The following is a 14,987-nucleotide window of genomic DNA, read 5'->3' as shown; positions in this document are numbered from 1 at the left end:
GCCCGACGGTCAGTTCGGTTTGGACCACGGCCACTTCAGCCCGCCGCCTGGTTTCCCCTCCGGGTCGTACTCATAGGCCCAGCCCCGGACCAGGCCCAGCCGCTTGGAGGTGGCGGCGGGAACCCTGCGGTAGACATACACCGTCGGCGGTCCGCCCGCCTCGTCCTCGACCGGCACCTCGTAGGTCTTCGGCGGCTGACCCGTGAGGCCGACCAGCACCGACAGCACCCGCCCGTCCAGCGGCCCACCCACGAAGGGCGTCTCCTCGCTTCTCACGGCACGACGGTACGTCTCACGACGACGGTTCGTCTCACGACGACGGTTCGTCTCACGGCGGTGGTTCGTATCGCGGCGGCGGTTCGTCTCACGGCGGTGGTTCGTATCGCGGCGGCGGTTCGTGGCGCCGCGACCGTACGTTTTACGAGGGCGGTTCGTCTCGCCATGACCGTGCGTCTCGCGATGACCGTTCGTTCCCCGTGGCCGTGCATCTCGCGGCGGTGGTTCGTCTCGCGAGGGCCGTTCGTCTTGCCGCGAGCGTGCGTCTCGCGGCGGTGGTTCGTCTCACCACGGCCGCTCGACCGTACGTCGCACCGGCCGTGCTCGTCACAGCAGGTGCGACGCCTCGCCCAGCGTGGGAACCACGCGGCGCGCCAAACGCCCGACCGGCCCCTCGGCGGGCTCCATCCTGACCGCGGCCTTCAGCACCCGGGCCGTCTGCGGATCGGTGGCGGCGGTGGCGGTCAGCATCGCCACGAACTGGTCCACCAGCCAGTCGCGCAACTCCTCCAGCGACGGCCGCTTCTCCTCGTCCAGCCAGATCAACGAGGCCGCCTCGACGGCCGTGATCCAGGTGCGCACCATCATCCGCAGCCGCGCACCGGGCTCCTTGACCGCCAGGTGGAGCAGGATCTCCTCGGCCGCCGCCCGCCGCACCTCGTCCACGATCGCGTTCGTCCGCGAGGTCTCGGCCACGCTGCCGCTCTGCAACAGCGCGCTGAACCCCGCGTCGTGCTCGTCCACGAAGGCCAGATAGCGGTCCAGCACCCGGCTCAGCCGGGCGCTGAGCGGGCCACTCCTGGGCTCCTCGAAGCACCGTTCCAGCTCATCGGCGGCGCTGCGCAGCGCCGCCTCGTACAACTGCTGCTTGCCGCCCGGGAAGTAGCGGTAGACCAGCGGACGGGAGGCCCCGGCGGCCGAGGCAACATCGTCCAGCGACACGTCCTCGGGCGCGCGGTGGGCGAAGAGGTCGAGCGCGGCGGTGAGGAGTTCGGCGCGCCGCGCCTCGACGCTCAGCCTGCGGTAGCTGCCCCGGCGCGCGGCCGGTGGGCTCGCGGCGGCGGTCGCCTCCGCCGGGGGTGTCGCCTCCGGGGGCGCCGGAGCGGTGCCGCTGCCTCTCGTCATGCCTGGCAGCGTAACCGCCCATCGTTACGGAGCGGATGCACCCTTCGGTCCCGCCCGAAGGGAGCGTCGGGTCCGGCCCGAAGGCGCCCTTAGGTCCGGCGGCCCGAACGCGCCCTTGGGTCCGGCGGCCCGATGCCCCTTGGCCCGACGGCCGATGACCCCCTCGGTCCCAGCCCTACGGGGTGCCCGGCGGACTCCGTCGCGGGGCAGGGGTTCCGCCCATCGACCCCGGGGTCTGGGGCAGAGCCCCAGTTTCGGGAAGGGGCGGGGAGGGGAACAGCCCGCCGCAGGCGCCCCACCCCGCCCGACGCCCCCGGCCAGACCCCGCCCCCGGCCAGACCCCGCTCGCGGCCGGACGGCCCCATCGACGACAGGCCCTACCCCAGCAGCCCCGAACTCTTCCACAGCCGACGCCCCACGCCCCGCATCACCCCAACGTCATCAAGGAATTCGGTGAGCTTGCGCGCCCCGCTGCGCATCACCTCACGCCGATGCGCGCTGGCCCGCACTTGAGCGACGGCCGCGCGACGGTCGAGCCCCACGTCCGTATAGACCTTGGGGTTGATGAACGCCTGCGAGAAGATCCGGGAGAACTCCCCGGAACCGATCCGGGTCAGCTCCGCCTCCCAGCGCGGCGCCCGTAGCATCTGGCGGCGCAGCTCCTCGCGCGCGTACCGCACATGGCGGGCCTCCTCGACCACATGGATCCGGGTCACCCCGCGAATCAGCGGCTGAACGCGCTCGTCGGGGAAGGTCAGCCGCTGCATCCAGTCCAGGATCTCCTCGCCGAGGAGGGTCGCGGTGAACGAACCGGGCGTGGTGGAGAACGTCTTGAAGAACCGGCCCAGGTTGTGGTGGAGCGGGGCGACCGGATACGCCGGGGTGCCGCCCTTGGTGATCAGCCGCGCGAACATCTTGGAGTGGCGGCACTCATCGGCGATCTCGGTGAGCGCGTACCGCACATGGGCGCTGGTCGCGGGCTTGTCGTAGATGTGCCGGGTGAGCAGCTGGATCAGGATGATCTCGAACCATATGCCCAGGGAGGCGAGGGCCGCCGCCTCGTGCTGGGACAGCAGCAGCCGCTGCTCCTCCGGCATCCGGCGCCACATGGGCGTGTCGTAGAGCGAGACCAGCTCCGGTGGCCAGAACCACTTGCCGGGCTCGAACGGCGCGTCCCAGTCCAGTTCGGTGTCGGGGTCGAAGGAGTGCTTGGCGGAGGACTGGAGCAGCCGCTCCGCGACCCGTTCACGGTCCTTGATCAGCCCGAGCGCGTCCCTGAGCGCGGGTGGTTCGGTCGTGGTGGTCATCGTTGAGGGCACCTCACTGATGGCTCGGACAGACGCCGGTGGGAACGGTTACCGGCGGATACCTCTTATGAGACTCCGTGTCAGCAAGGCCGTCAATCCCTCGAGGAGGTCTTATTGACCGCTGAGTAACGGACGTGTGAGCCTGCCGAGTACGCATCCGTTCACGGGGGAGCGAGGCGAAGGAGGCGTCGGTGGCGACGCAAGAGCTCTACGCGATGGATCCCGGAGACCCCCTGTGGCAGGTGCCCGCCGGCGGCGCCGCCCGATTCAGCTGGGAGTACGACGACCACCGGGCCCGGCTGCTCGCCCTCTACCAGAAGGGCAAGGACAAGCAGTGGGACGCGGTCAAGCGGATCGACTGGGGCCTGGACGTGGACCCGTACGACCCGCTGGGCACCCCCGATGAGTCGCTCGCCCTCTACGGCACCCGCCACTGGGACCGGATGACCGACCGGGACAAGGGCGAGCTGCGCCATCACGTCGCCGCCTGGCAGTTCAGCCAGTTCCTCCACGGCGAACAGGGGGCGATGGTGTGCGCGGCCCGGATCGTGGAGTCCGCGCCCGACCTCGACGCGAAGTTCTACTCCGCGACCCAGACCATGGACGAGGCGCGCCACGCCGAGCTCTACGGCCGCTTCCTGCACGACAAGCTCGGCACGGTCTACCCCATCAACACCGATCTCCAGACCCTCCTCGGCGACACTCTCCGCGACTCCCGCTGGGACATGGCCTACCTGGGCATGCAGGTGCTCATCGAGGGCCTGGCGCTCGCCGCGTTCGGCCTCATCCGCGACACCACCGACAAGCCGCTGCCCCAGCAGATCCTCGCCTACGTCATGCAGGACGAGGCCCGCCACGTGGCCTTCGGCCGGATGGCGCTGCGCGACTACTACCGGCAGCTGAGCGACGCCGAGCTGCGCGAGCGCGAGGAATTCGTCATCGAGGGCTGCTACTTGATGCGCGACCGGCTGCGCGGCGTTGAGGTCCTGGAGAACTTCGGCATCCCGAAGGCCGAGGCCGAGGAGTACTGCGAGCAGTCGCAGTTCCTGCACATGTTCCGCAAGCTGCTCTTCAGCCGGATCGTGCCGTGCGTGAAGGACATCGGGCTGTGGGGCGAGCGGCTGCAGCGGGCGTACGTCGACATGGGCGTGCTGGAGCTGGGCGACAGCAACCTCGACCTGCTGATGCACCAGGACGAGGAGCTGGCCGAGCGGCTGGACCGGCAGCGCTTCGCGGCGGAGGAGGCGGCGCGCACGGGCGAGGTACAGGAGGCGATCGCGGAGGGGGCGGCCGGGGCGGAGGCATGAGGGCGCAGCGCAAGCACGAGAACACGGCGCAAGCACGAGAACGCAGCGCAAGCATGAGAACACAGCGCAAGCATGAGAACACAGCGGAAGCATGAGAACACACCGGAGGCGTGAGAATGGAGATGACGCCCCCTCAGTCTCGCCTCCACGCACCGACCTTGGTAGATTCATGATCACCGCCAGCGGAGAAGGCCGAGGTCATTGGGGTGACCTCGGTCCGGTGGCGTTCATATGCGTTCATATGAAGGAACGGCCGAAGGGTGCTCTCCACGGCGGTGGGGGGCACACCTTTGTACCGGCGTTCCGGAGGATGATGGTGGGGTGCGGATTCGAACGAGCACCAGTGAAGAACTCCCCGTCCTCCAGGACATAGAGCGCGCCGCCGGACTCTGCTTCCGGGACATCGGCATGGACGAAGTCGCCGATGACGAGCCCCTGAGCCTGGAAGAGCTGAGCCGCTACCAGCGGGCCGGACGGGCCTGGGTCGCGGTGGACGACACCGACCGGGCGATGGCGTACCTGATCACCGACCCGGTCGACGGAAACATCCATATCGAGCAGATCTCGGTCCACCCCGACAGCGCCCGCCGTGGCGTGGGACGGGCCCTGATCGACCACATCGCGGCGCGGGCCGCGCGCGACGGCGTCCCCGCGCTCACCCTGACCACCTTCGTCGACGTGGCCTGGAACGCCCCGTACTACGCCGCGCGGTGCGGCTTCCGGACCCTGGCCGAGGCCGAGCTGACCCCCGGCCTGCGCGAGATCCGGCTCAGCGAGGCCGGTCATGGGCTGGACCGCTGGCCGCGGGTGTGCATGCGCAGGGATGTGGGCTAGCCGGGACGCCGACGGGGCGCCGGGCCTCCTACGGGCACAGCTCCTCCACCGCCCGCCCGAACGCCCGTAGCCGCGCGGTCTCGTCCGCCCGCCGCCACACCAGGCCGAGCATCGAGTCCGGCACCCCCTCGACCGGTACGAAGGTGATGTCCCGGCGGCGGTGGTACTCCGCCGTCGGGGCGCACAGCAGCATCCCGCCCCGGCCCGCCGCGACCGCCGCCAGCCCCTCCTGGAGCGTGTGCACCAGCGGCCCGCGCGGGATGGGCCGCCCGCCGGGGGTGGCGGCGGGCGCCATCGCGTCGTGCCAGTAGCGCGGCGCGGGGGCGGACGGGCCGATCAGCGGGCAGTCGGCCAGCGCGTCGGCGTCCACCCGGCCGCGGCCCGCGAACGGATGGCGGGCGGAGACCACCACGGTCTGCGGCTGCTTGGAGAAGACCGGGCCGAGGACGAGGTCGGGCTCGGCCACCGGCAGGCAGACGATCGCGGCGTCCACCTCACCGGCCCGCACCGCGCCGAACGGATCGGCCAGCGGGATCTCCACGGTCGTCGGTTCACAGCCGGGGTGGCGGTCCCGGAAGGCGGCGATGGCCGCCGTCACCCGTTCATCGGCGACCCCCTGGAACCCGATCCGGAGCACGCCGTCCACCCCGCGCGCCGCCTCGCGGGCGCTCTCGAAGGCCCCGTACAGCGCCTCGTAGGCGGGCCGGAGCTCGGCCAGGAACCGCTCGCCGAGCGGGCTCAGCCGCGCCCGGCGGCTGGTGCGCTCCAGCAGCCGGGCACCGATCCGGCGCTCCAGGTTCCGCAGCAGCTGGCTCACCCGGCTCTGCGAGACGTACAACCGCTCCGCCGCGCGGCCGAAGTGAAGCTCCTCGCTCAGCACGAGGAAGCACTCCAGCTCGCGGATCTCCAACCCGACCATGGCCTCCTACCGACACCGATTGATGAGCCTCGCTCATGGAAGGCTGAAAACTTCGGCGTTGTTCCCGCAGGGGCACGGCTGTTCGCTAAAGACATGTCCAATAGCACGGAACTCACCGCTCCGGCAGGCACATCCGGGTCACCTCCGGCGGTGCGCTCGCCGCTCAGAGCCTGGCTCAGGGCCTGGCTCGCCGTCGTCGCCGTCGCGGTCGTCACCTTCGCGGTGGTCACCACCGAGATGCTGCCGGTCGGCCTGCTCACCTCGATCGGCTCCGCGCTCGGGGTCTCGGACGGTACGGCGGGGCTCGCCATGACCGTGCCCGGTCTGGTCGCCGCGCTCGCCGCCCCGCTGCTCACCGTCACCGTCGGCCGCTACGACCGGCGGCTGGTGCTGTGCGGGCTGATGGTCCTGCTGGCCGTCGCCAATCTGCTGTCCGCGCTCGCGCCCGGCTTCGCCGTCCTGCTGTTCGCCCGGGTGCTGGTCGGGGTGAGCATCGGTGGGGTGTGGTCCATCGCGGGCGGGCTCGCGCCGCGGCTGGTGCCCGAGCGCTCCGCGGGCCACGCCACCACCCTGATCTTCAGCGGTATCGCGGTGGCCTCGGTGCTCGGGGTGCCGATCGGGACGCTCCTCGGCGATCTGGTCCACTGGCGGGTCGCGTTCGCCGCCTTCGCCGCCCTGTCGCTGGCCGTGGCCGCCGCCATGGCCGTCACCCTGCCGCCGCTGCCCGCCACCGGCACCATCCGGCTGCGCGAGGTGCCGGGGCTGTTCCGCAACGTCCGGCTGCGGACCGGCCTCATCACCACCCTGCTGCTGGTCACCGGCCACTTCGGCGCGTACACATACGTCCGCCCGGTGCTCGAGGAGGTGGTCGCCGGGGTCGGGACGGGCCTGATCAGCACCCTGCTGCTGGCGTACGGCGTGGCGGGCATCGCCGGGAACTTCCTGGCCGGCGCCACCGCCCACCGCGATCCGCGCCGCACCCTCATGGTCATCTTCACCCTGCTGGCGGCGGCCGAGCTACTGGTCCCGGTCGCCGGTGCCACGACGGCGGGGGCGGCCGTACTGCTGCTGGTGTGGGGCCTGGCGTACGGCGGGGTGTCGGTGACCTGCCAGACCTGGGTGCTGCACGCGGCACCGGACGCGCGGGAGGCGGCGTCGGCGCTGTACGTCGGGGTCTTCAATGTGGCGATTTCGCTGGGCGCGCTGCTCGGCGGCCGGGCGGTGGACGCGATCGCGGTCCCCAGCGTGATGTGGTTCGGGGGCGCGCTGGTGGTCCTCGCCTTGGCGAACGTGGCGCTGTTCGGCAGACGGAGGTGAGCGGGCCGCGGGAGTACGGAGGTGAGGGGCTGAGGGGAGTACGGAGGCCGCGAGGGCGACGTCCGGCCACGAGGGCGACGTCAGGCCACGAGGACCATGTCAGGCCATGTGGACCCGGCGATCAGGTGAGACCCTGAAACCAGGGGACTCGTCTGCGGGAGTGGGTCCGATGGCAGTGAGCATGCACGTGGTCTGGAGCAAGTGCGAGCCGGGACGCGTCATCTACGAGACGCATTCGATCGAGACGGTCACCGACGGCTCGGGCGTCCACGCGACCGTCGACAGCCACACGTACGAGATCTCCCTCCGCAGCCGAGCCCAGGCGGAGTCCATCGCGGACGAGGAGGGCTACGAGCTGTACCGGAAGGGCGAGGCGTGGGAGAGCCTCCCCGAGGAGGAGGGCCTTTCCGAGGAGGAGGGCCTCGCCGAGGAGGAGAGCCTCCCAGGGCAGGACGAATGAGTAAGGAGCGGCGCCCTAGACGCCGCTCCTTACATCACGCTCCGCCGGGGCCCTCCCGCTGAGGGCCCCCGGACTCACTCCTCGCCGTCGTCGCCGTGCCCCAGCAGGAAGTCCACATCCCGCCGCTCGGTGCCCGCCGCGCCGCCGACCGTGATCTGTCGGGTCGCCGGGGCATAGCCGCTGGCCACCACCGTGTAGTGGTCGCCGGTCAGCGCCTCGAAGCCGAAGGACCCGTCCGCACCGGTGATGACCTGGCCGACCACGTCCCCGGAGGCGTCCAGGAGCGAGACCCGCGCGTCCCCGAGCGGCCGGCCGCTCCGGTCCCGTACGGTGCCCCGGACCCGGGCCGCGGGCGGCAGCTCGGCGTCCACGCGCACCGGCTCACCGGTGGTGAGCTCGACCTGGGTGGCGTACGGCCGGTGCCCGGCGGCGGCCACGGTCAGCGTGTACGTCCCCGGGGCCAGCTCCGGCAGCGCGAACTCGCCCTTCTCGTCGGCGGTCACCGACCCCGCGACCTCGCCCTCGGGCCCGGTGGCGGTGGCGGTCGCACCGGCCAGCGGCTCCCCGCCGACGGCCCGTACGGACCCGGTCAGCCCGCCCCCGCCGGACAGCCGCAGATCGCAGACGACCGGCAGGTCGGACACCAGCAGCGTGGCGGCCTGCGGCTGATGCCCGGCGGCCGAGCCGATGAGGACGACGCTCGCGGTGTCGGGGGCGGGCAGGTGGTACCGGCCGTCGCGGCCGGTGACCGTACGGCCGAGCTGGCGGCCGCCCGTGTCGATGAGGGTGACGGCGGCGCCGGCGAGCGGGGTGTCGCCGGGGCCGAGGACACGGCCGTGGATGACGCTGCCGGTGAGGACGGGGAGGTCGTCGACGACCTCGGCGTCTGCGGAGACCTCGGCGACCGCGGCGACCGGCTCCGCGGCAGCAACGGCGACCGGAACCGGAGCACCAACCGGCGCGGAGTCAGCCACAGGACCGGAATCAGCCACCGAAGCCGAAGCGGCCACCGAAGCCGAAGCGGCCGCCGGAGCCGAAGCGGCAGCGGGACCCGAAGCGGCCGCCGGAGCCGAAGCGGCAGCGGGAGCCGAGCCCGCCACCCGACCCGCCGCCCGCCGCCGCGCGGGCAGGCAGAGGGCGATCAGCAGACCGACGACCGAGGCGGCGCACGCCACCAGGAACGAGACCTTGAACCCGTCCTTGCTCGGCAGCGCCACCCCACCGAAGTCGATCGTCTGGTGCGCCAGGATCACGCCCACCACCGCGCTGGAGGTGGACATGCCGATCGACCGCATGAGGGTGTTGAGCCCGTTCGCCGCACCCGTCTCGGCGGCCGGGACGGCGCTGACGATCAGGGTGGGCATCGCCGAGTACGCGATGCCGATACCGACGCCGAGCGCGGTGGACAGCACCACGACCTGCCAGATGTGGTCGATCATGACGAGCCCCGCACCGTATGTCGCGCCGATGACGAGCAGCCCGAGGACCAGCGAGACCTTCGGCCCCCTCGCGGCGTTGATCCGCGCGGACAGCGGGGAGACCAGCATCATCGCCACGCCCATGGGGGCGAAGTAGAGCCCGGCCATGACCATCGACTGACCCAGGCCGTACCCGGTGGCCTTCGGCAGCTGCAGCAGCTGCGGAAGGATCAGCGACATCGCGTAGAACGAGAAGCCGACCATGATCGAGGTGAGGTTGGTCAGCAGCACCTGACGCCGCGCCGTGGTCCGCAGATCGACCAGCGGCTCGGCGGTACGCAGCTCGAAGACGCCCCAGAGCAGCAGGATCACGACCGCCGCGCCGAACAGTCCGAGCGTGGTGCCGCTCGTCCACCCCCAGTCACCGCCCTTGGTGATGGGCAGCAGCAGACAGACGAGACCGGCCGTCAGCCCGAGCGCGCCGATGGCGTCGAAGCGGCTGGGGGTGCGGACGGAGGACTCCGGGACGACGGCGAGCACGAGGGCGATGGATATCGCGCCCAGCCCCGCGGCCCCGTAGAAGAGCACGTGCCAGTTGGTGTGCTGTGCCACGAACGCGGCGGCGGGCAGCCCCAGCGCGCCGCCGATGCCGAGCGACGAGCTCATCAGGGCCATCGCCGAGCCGAGCTTGTGCGGCGGGAGCTCGTCCCGCATGACGCTGATGCCGAGCGGAATGGCCCCCATGGCCCCGCCCTGGATGGCCCGGCCGATCACCATCACGACCAGTTCGGAGGTGACGGCGCAGGTCAGCGAGCCGATGACCATCAGCGCCAGTGCGACCATCAGCATCCGGCGCTTGCCGAACATGTCCCCGAGCCGCCCCATGACGGGCGTGGAGACGGCACCGGCGAGCAGGGTGGCGGTGACCACCCAGGACGCGTTGGAACTGGTGGTGTGCAGCAGCTGGGGCAGCTCGGTGACCAGCGGAACGACCAGCGTCTGCATGACGGACACGGCGATGCCGCAGAACGCGAGCACCGCCACGAAGCCGCCGCCGACCTCCCGCGGGAGCGGCGTGCCGGACGGCGCGGCGCTCAGAGGTTCCGCGACGCGAGGTGGGGCTGACTGGGGCATGCGAATGCCGCCTCCAAAGAAAGTTCAGGGGATTGATGGAAGCATGAGAGATGTGCATCATACACAGGGTGTGTATCGTGCACACTTCCATTGAGGGGCGCGGGGGAGGCGAGGAGGAATCGTGCTGGATCGTCGGCTGGAGCGGCTGGAACGCGAGCTGATGCTGGTGGCCAGGTGCTCAGTCCTGAGCCCCCGCGAACGCAAGGGCCAGGGCCCGGACCCCCAGGCCCCCACGGCGCGGCCGGACACCGGCACAACCCCTGGCACCGAACCGTGCACTCCCACCCGCCTGGACCGCTCCGGCTACCTGCTCCTCTCCCGCCTGGACGCGGAGGGCGCGATGACCATCGGCCAGCTGGCCGACGCGTTCCAGCTGGACGTCTCGACCGTCAACCGCCAGACCGGCGCCCTGCTCCGGGCCGGCCTCGTCGAACGCATCCCGGACCCGGAGGGCGGCCTGGCCCGCAAACTCCGCGTCACCCCCCAGGGCGCCGACCGCATGGCGGCGGAACGGACGTGCAGGCAGACCGGCCTGTCCCGGCTGCTGGAGTCGTGGACCCCGGAGGACGTGGCCCGCTTCGAGGACGTCCTGACCCGCTTCAACCGCGAGGTGGAACGCCAGGAGGGCCGGGCCTGGCCACGGGAGGCGGACGAGGCGGTCGGCGCGCCGGAATGAGGGGGCGGCGGAGGACGTTGCGAGAACAAGGGACATGACCCCTGTCACACGAGGAAAACCCGCCGGGATTCCCGACCCGGAACGACATACCGAGGAGGCCAGGAAGACATGCCCACCCCCGCTTCCCACCCCCAGACCACCGGCACCAGCGGCGGACACCGCGTTGACGTGGAGCGCGGCGCGCAGCACGTCACGGTCACGATCGACGGCCGCGTCGTAGCGGAGTCGACCCGCCCCCTGCTCGTCCACGAAACCGGTCTCCCGGTCCGCTACTACCTCCCCCCGGAGGACGTGGACCTGACCCTCTTCGAGCCCACCGACACCCACACCACCTGCCCCTTCAAGGGCGAGGCCGCGTACTGGACCTACCGCGGCCCGGCAGGCGAGGGCGCGGAGCCGCGGCCGGACGTGGTGTGGGCGTACCCGCAGCCGATCGAGAAGGTGTCGGAGATCAAGGACCACCTGTCGTTCTACGACGAGGTGGCAAAGATCGAAATCTCGAACTAGGAGAACACCAGCGCGCGACTAGAGGCGACCAGAGGCGACCAGGAGCACCCCACCCCGACATCACCCCATCAGTGGCCTTCGGAGAAACCCCCGGGGGGAACCCCTGACGCGTGCACATCCACGCGTACTCGTGGCTGGGCGAGAAGGAGCTGTTCGACCGGGAGGCCCTTCGCCGCCCACCCGACCGCCCCCGCCCGCCCGCCACGGCGGAGGACGAGGAGCACTACCGCACGCTTCTGGAAACGTTCCGCCACTCGGAGCTCCCCCCACTGGAAACGTCCCTCTGGCTCCTGAAGACCCCCACCCTCATCCGCGCCACCTTCGAAGAACCGAAGGACGCGGCAGCCTGGCTGGGCCGCGAACTGACCGAACACGCCCCCGGCTTCCTCTCCCACCAGGAAGCCGACACCGCCCGCCTGGCCCGCCTGATCACCACGGCCACCGACCGCCTCACCCACGGCACGGACGTGTCCTTCGGTTTCTACCTGGGCCGCACGTCGTTCCTCTCCCTGGCCCTGGTCACGTGCACCCCCAACCACTGGACCCGAGACCTCCCCTGCCCCCTCGCCTGACCGGCAGCAGCGGCTCACCCGCGCATATCGATGGTGCGGAGCGCGCCGAGGACACCGTCCTCGGCTGAATGGAACTCTGGGTAGATCCTTTCAGGATCGGTATGCATGCGGTAATCCCATACGATCCAGAAAATCCCGAGCGTGATGATGGTGAGGAAGAGGTAGATTCCGAAGCTGCGATGCAGGTTCTCGTTCACCTCAAGGGTCACGGGGTAGTTGATCAACCCCAACTTGGCCCAGATCGTGCCCAGTTGGTCATAGAAATCCTGCCCGGTCAGCTGTATCTCCCACCAAAATCGCATCGTGCGGTAGGTGGCGTAGAACCCGTAAATCCCGAGCGTGAGAAATGAAAGCGCGAGGGACGCTCCCGCCTTGATCGGCTTGTGTTCGTCCTCGAAGCGCTCCTTCATGAATCGCCACAGGTCGTTGAGGTCATCGCGGGCCGCTCCGTAGTGTTCGTGCTGCTCGGCGAACTGGCGGGTGGCGGTGATGACCGCCGCGGTGTAGTGGGCCTGGCGGTCCCTGAAGAGATCGGCGCGTTTCAAGCGACGATAGAAGATCACAATCGCGTAGATGCCAAGAGTGACCCACCTGAGCAGAAAGTAGTAGAGGGGCCAGCTGACGAACCTCTGGTCGGTGGCGCGCCGCTGGTGTACATAGCGATCGACCTGACGAACTGCGTGGATCTGTTCCATGCTGATTCCAGTCCTCTCATGCTGGAACAGCCGCGGTGTTTGTCTCCCCCTTTCATCATCGCTCCGGCCCCGTTCATCCGTAAGCGGTTCCAGGACCGGGCCGACGGCCCCGCCGGACAGGGCGTGTCCGGCGGGGCCGTGGTGCGCGGGTGCGTGCGTCTTTGAGAGGCGGCTCAGCTGAAGTTCACGTCACTGCAGAGGAAGTACGTCTGGTCCATGTGCGACGCCTGCCAGATCGTGTAGACGACGTGGCGGCCGGTGTAGCCGGAGGTGCTGACGTCGATCGAGTAGTTCTGGCTGGGGGCGTACTTGCCGGTCGTGGCGACCAGCTGCAGGTCACTCCACTTGAGCGGCTGGGTGGTGGGGTCGTAGCCCTGGCGGGACACATACACCTTGAAGTAGTCCGCGCCGTGGCTGGCCTGGTCGTACAGCTTGACGGTGAACTTGCCGCCGATCTTCGTCGTCTGCCAGGCGCCCGGCTTGTCCAGCGAGTTGTAGCGGCCACCCTCGGTGTGGCCACCGCTGCACAGCTGCCCGTCCGGGATCACCGCTGGGAAGTTGCCGGCGGAGCCGTTGCGGTACAGCCCGTTCCAGTTCCACATGGCGTTCGGGTTGTCCTGCCACGCCTGCCAGCACATGGGGTCCTTCTGCGCCATCTCCGGGTTCTGGAAGTCGTCGCCCCAGCGCAGCCAGCAACCGTAGTTGCGGGACGCGGGATCGACGACGGATCCATGGGCGCTCGCGGTGGTGGACCACGGGATCAGGCACAGCAGCGCGGCGGCCAGCAGGCCGAGGGCGCGAGTTGCCCAACGTAAGGGATTACCGCGTTCATGACAAATCACTTCGCGATCTTCCTCCATCGTCCTTGGGGGAGTGGGAGAGTGTTGGGAGCGCTCCCAAGGGGGGCTTCCCCGAGGGGGAGCCCCCGAAACGTAGAGCCGGGGCGGCGGGGTAGTCGGCACGGCATGGGCGAGATTCTGGTCGGCACCTGTTCATGGACGGACCGCGCTCTGGTGTCCAGCGGCTGGTACCCACCGGGGCTGCGCGACGCGGAGGGAAGACTGCGGCACTACGCCGCCCAGTTTCCGGTGGTGGAGGTGGACGCCACGTACTACTCCCTCCCCAGCGCCCGCAACAGCACCCTGTGGACCGAGCGCACCCCGGACGGATTCCGCTTCGACGTCAAGGCGTTCTCCCTCCTCACCGCCCACCCGACGACCCCGAACGCCCTCCCCGCCGACCTGCGCGACGCACTGCCCGGACGAAGGAGCGCACGCCCGAGGCCCGCAGACATCGATCCGGGGTTGCTCGACGAGGTATGGCAGCGCTTCAGCGGAGCGCTGGAACCCCTGAAGAGGTCAGGACGGCTCGGCACCCTGCTCTTCCAATTCCCGCCTTGGTTCGCCCCCGGCGACGCACAGGCAAAGCCGTTCCTCGCCCAATGCGCCCAGCGCACGGCAGGCTGGCCCGTCGCCGTAGAGTTCCGGCACCCCGCCTGGTGGCAGGAAGGCGAGCAGGCCAAGACCGAGGCGGCGCTCAAGGACTGGGACATGTCCGCCGTGGCCGTGGACATGACCCAGAAACTGCCCACCTCCATACCCCCGGTCACCCCGGTCACCTCCCCCCGCCTCGCGGTGACCCGATTCCACGGCCGCAACGACGCCTGGGACACGGGCACCAAGGAGGAACGCTTTCGCCACACCTACGCCCCGGAGGAACTGACGGAGTGGATCCCCCGCCTCCACGAAATGGCCGAACAGGCCGACGAGGTCCACGCCCTGTTCAACAACTGTTGCGCCGACGCGGCAGTCCGCGCCGCGGAGTCGATGCGGCAGTTGCTTGGCGCGCCCGCGGGTTAAGGGTGACCACCTGGCCGCCGTCAGGCTTTGGCCTGAATCCGTACCAGACATGAGTGCGACATGCACCCTCGTCTGCGCGGCGTCACAAAAGTACGCCACAATAAGTCACTTCAGTGGCTGGATCGGGGAGGGCTAACGGGGTGACGTTCGCACAAGAGTGGACCCAGCTCAAGCAGAACGCCGCAGGACGGATGAAGCTGGACAGTGCCGAGAGCGAGTCGTCGGGCGGAGCGGGAGACCTGAAGTCCAGCAAGGCGGCGTGGCGCAAGGCCGGTGAGGGCGTTGGGTCGCTACGTGAAGGCATCCGAAAAGCGCTGACGGAGCTCGACGAGGGGCAGAAAGGGTTGGGCGAGGACGCGGGATGCCAAACTGCCGCGGCCCAGCGCGCGGTCCTTGATTCCTGGAAGCGTTACGCCAAGGACGTGAGCAAGCGATGCGGTGAGCTCCGGAAGGCGATGGAGCAGACGGGCCACGACCACGCGAACATCGACCAAGCGGTCAAAGCCGAGGTCGATAAGTTGAAGGCCAAGTACGAGGACACGCCCGCCGTCGGCGGCCGGACCGCGCACGGGTGAGGCGGG

The 14,987-nt window shown here is 70.1% G+C and carries 16 protein-coding genes; 9 read left to right on the top strand and 7 right to left on the bottom strand.

Going from position 1 to position 14,987, the window contains the following annotated elements:
• Positions 1-9: 9 nt before the first annotated feature.
• From IEJ02_RS31525 to IEJ02_RS31515, 3 genes are all read right to left on the bottom strand, one after another.
• On the bottom strand, positions 10-276 hold the full coding sequence (locus IEJ02_RS31525) for a DUF8847 domain-containing protein (protein WP_046087342.1): 267 nt from the start codon (positions 274-276) through the stop codon (positions 10-12).
• A 327-nt stretch (positions 277-603) separates the two neighbouring features.
• Entirely contained in the window at positions 604-1,401 is a 798-nt protein-coding gene (locus IEJ02_RS31520; RefSeq protein ID WP_223864778.1) for a TetR/AcrR family transcriptional regulator, read from the bottom strand.
• A 377-nt stretch (positions 1,402-1,778) separates the two neighbouring features.
• Entirely contained in the window at positions 1,779-2,708 is a 930-nt protein-coding gene (locus IEJ02_RS31515) for an AurF N-oxygenase family protein (RefSeq protein ID WP_191067935.1), read from the bottom strand.
• 215 nt (positions 2,709-2,923) lie between these two features.
• Here IEJ02_RS31515 and IEJ02_RS31510 point away from each other — a divergent pair, with 215 nt between their 5' ends.
• On the top strand, positions 2,924-4,015 hold the full coding sequence (locus IEJ02_RS31510) for a ferritin-like domain-containing protein (RefSeq protein WP_223864797.1): 1,092 nt from the start codon (positions 2,924-2,926) through the stop codon (positions 4,013-4,015).
• Positions 4,016-4,336: 321 nt separating this feature from the next.
• On the top strand, positions 4,337-4,849 hold the full coding sequence (locus tag IEJ02_RS31505) for a GNAT family N-acetyltransferase (protein WP_191067933.1): 513 nt from the start codon (positions 4,337-4,339) through the stop codon (positions 4,847-4,849).
• Positions 4,850-4,877: 28 nt separating this feature from the next.
• Here IEJ02_RS31505 and IEJ02_RS31500 read toward each other — a convergent pair whose 3' ends face one another.
• A complete protein-coding gene (locus IEJ02_RS31500; protein WP_191067932.1) occupies positions 4,878-5,768 on the bottom strand; it encodes a LysR family transcriptional regulator in 891 nt (296 codons plus the stop codon).
• 93 nt (positions 5,769-5,861) lie between these two features.
• On the opposite strand from IEJ02_RS31500, the gene IEJ02_RS31495 reads away from it, so the two are divergent.
• Both IEJ02_RS31495 and IEJ02_RS31490 read left to right on the top strand, forming a co-directional pair.
• The gene (locus IEJ02_RS31495; protein WP_191067931.1) at positions 5,862-7,085 is read left to right on the top strand and encodes an MFS transporter; all 1,224 of its coding nucleotides are present in this window, start codon (positions 5,862-5,864) and stop codon (positions 7,083-7,085) included.
• 169 nt (positions 7,086-7,254) lie between these two features.
• Entirely contained in the window at positions 7,255-7,545 is a 291-nt protein-coding gene (locus IEJ02_RS31490) for a hypothetical protein (protein ID WP_137979534.1), read from the top strand.
• 74 nt (positions 7,546-7,619) lie between these two features.
• Here the strand turns inward: IEJ02_RS31490 and IEJ02_RS31485 are convergent, their stop codons facing one another.
• Positions 7,620-10,097, bottom strand: coding sequence for an MFS transporter (locus IEJ02_RS31485; protein ID WP_223864776.1), 2,478 nt, complete (start codon positions 10,095-10,097; stop codon positions 7,620-7,622).
• Between the two features lie 121 nt (positions 10,098-10,218).
• Between IEJ02_RS31485 and IEJ02_RS31480 the strand changes: the two genes are divergently transcribed.
• The 3 genes from IEJ02_RS31480 (at position 10,219) to IEJ02_RS31470 (ending at position 11,852) form a co-directional block, all read left to right on the top strand.
• Positions 10,219-10,773 carry a MarR family winged helix-turn-helix transcriptional regulator gene (locus IEJ02_RS31480; protein WP_317985973.1) on the top strand — a complete coding sequence of 185 codons (555 nt, stop codon included), beginning with the start codon at positions 10,219-10,221 and terminating at the stop codon, positions 10,771-10,773.
• A gap of 108 nt (positions 10,774-10,881) precedes the next feature.
• The gene (locus IEJ02_RS31475; RefSeq protein WP_191067930.1) at positions 10,882-11,280 is read left to right on the top strand and encodes a DUF427 domain-containing protein; all 399 of its coding nucleotides are present in this window, start codon (positions 10,882-10,884) and stop codon (positions 11,278-11,280) included.
• A gap of 110 nt (positions 11,281-11,390) precedes the next feature.
• Positions 11,391-11,852 (top strand): hypothetical protein, encoded by a 462-nt coding sequence (locus IEJ02_RS31470; protein WP_191067929.1) that lies wholly within the window; start codon positions 11,391-11,393, stop codon positions 11,850-11,852.
• 14 nt (positions 11,853-11,866) lie between these two features.
• On the opposite strand, the gene IEJ02_RS31465 is transcribed toward IEJ02_RS31470, so the two are convergent.
• Both IEJ02_RS31465 and IEJ02_RS31460 read right to left on the bottom strand, forming a co-directional pair.
• Positions 11,867-12,547 carry a DUF4234 domain-containing protein gene (locus IEJ02_RS31465; RefSeq protein WP_191067928.1) on the bottom strand — a complete coding sequence of 227 codons (681 nt, stop codon included), beginning with the start codon at positions 12,545-12,547 and terminating at the stop codon, positions 11,867-11,869.
• A gap of 173 nt (positions 12,548-12,720) precedes the next feature.
• Positions 12,721-13,389, bottom strand: a complete 669-nt coding sequence (locus IEJ02_RS31460; protein WP_191067927.1) for a lytic polysaccharide monooxygenase auxiliary activity family 9 protein — start codon at positions 13,387-13,389, stop codon at positions 12,721-12,723.
• A gap of 123 nt (positions 13,390-13,512) precedes the next feature.
• Here IEJ02_RS31460 and IEJ02_RS31455 point away from each other — a divergent pair, with 123 nt between their 5' ends.
• Both IEJ02_RS31455 and IEJ02_RS31450 read left to right on the top strand, forming a co-directional pair.
• The gene (locus IEJ02_RS31455; protein ID WP_191067926.1) at positions 13,513-14,406 is read left to right on the top strand and encodes a DUF72 domain-containing protein; all 894 of its coding nucleotides are present in this window, start codon (positions 13,513-13,515) and stop codon (positions 14,404-14,406) included.
• A 140-nt stretch (positions 14,407-14,546) separates the two neighbouring features.
• Positions 14,547-14,981, top strand: coding sequence for a hypothetical protein (locus tag IEJ02_RS31450; protein ID WP_317985972.1), 435 nt, complete (start codon positions 14,547-14,549; stop codon positions 14,979-14,981).
• The last annotated feature ends 6 nt before the right edge of the window (positions 14,982-14,987 follow it).

It is taken from the genome of Streptomyces sp. 5-10, assembly GCF_014712245.1.
Lineage (GTDB): Bacteria > Actinomycetota > Actinomycetes > Streptomycetales > Streptomycetaceae > Streptomyces > Streptomyces violaceusniger.
Note: the sequence above shows the minus strand (reverse complement) of the source record. Positions and strands in the feature narration are given on the sequence as shown.

Excerpts from the sequence above, each read along its gene's own strand:
- IEJ02_RS31520 (WP_223864778.1), bottom strand. The coding sequence starts at position 1,401 with ATGACGAGAGGCAGCGGCACCGCTCCGGCGCCCCCGGAGGCGACACCC.
- IEJ02_RS31515 (WP_191067935.1), bottom strand. The coding sequence starts at position 2,708 with ATGACCACCACGACCGAACCACCCGCGCTCAGGGACGCGCTCGGGCTG.
- IEJ02_RS31510 (WP_223864797.1), top strand. The coding sequence starts at position 2,924 with ATGGATCCCGGAGACCCCCTGTGGCAGGTGCCCGCCGGCGGCGCCGCC.
- IEJ02_RS31500 (WP_191067932.1), bottom strand. The coding sequence starts at position 5,768 with ATGGTCGGGTTGGAGATCCGCGAGCTGGAGTGCTTCCTCGTGCTGAGC.
- IEJ02_RS31495 (WP_191067931.1), top strand. The coding sequence starts at position 5,862 with ATGTCCAATAGCACGGAACTCACCGCTCCGGCAGGCACATCCGGGTCA.
- IEJ02_RS31490 (WP_137979534.1), top strand. The coding sequence starts at position 7,255 with ATGGCAGTGAGCATGCACGTGGTCTGGAGCAAGTGCGAGCCGGGACGC.
- IEJ02_RS31485 (WP_223864776.1), bottom strand. The coding sequence starts at position 10,097 with ATGCCCCAGTCAGCCCCACCTCGCGTCGCGGAACCTCTGAGCGCCGCG.
- IEJ02_RS31475 (WP_191067930.1), top strand. The coding sequence starts at position 10,882 with ATGCCCACCCCCGCTTCCCACCCCCAGACCACCGGCACCAGCGGCGGA.
- IEJ02_RS31465 (WP_191067928.1), bottom strand. The coding sequence starts at position 12,547 with ATGGAACAGATCCACGCAGTTCGTCAGGTCGATCGCTATGTACACCAG.
- IEJ02_RS31455 (WP_191067926.1), top strand. The coding sequence starts at position 13,513 with ATGGGCGAGATTCTGGTCGGCACCTGTTCATGGACGGACCGCGCTCTG.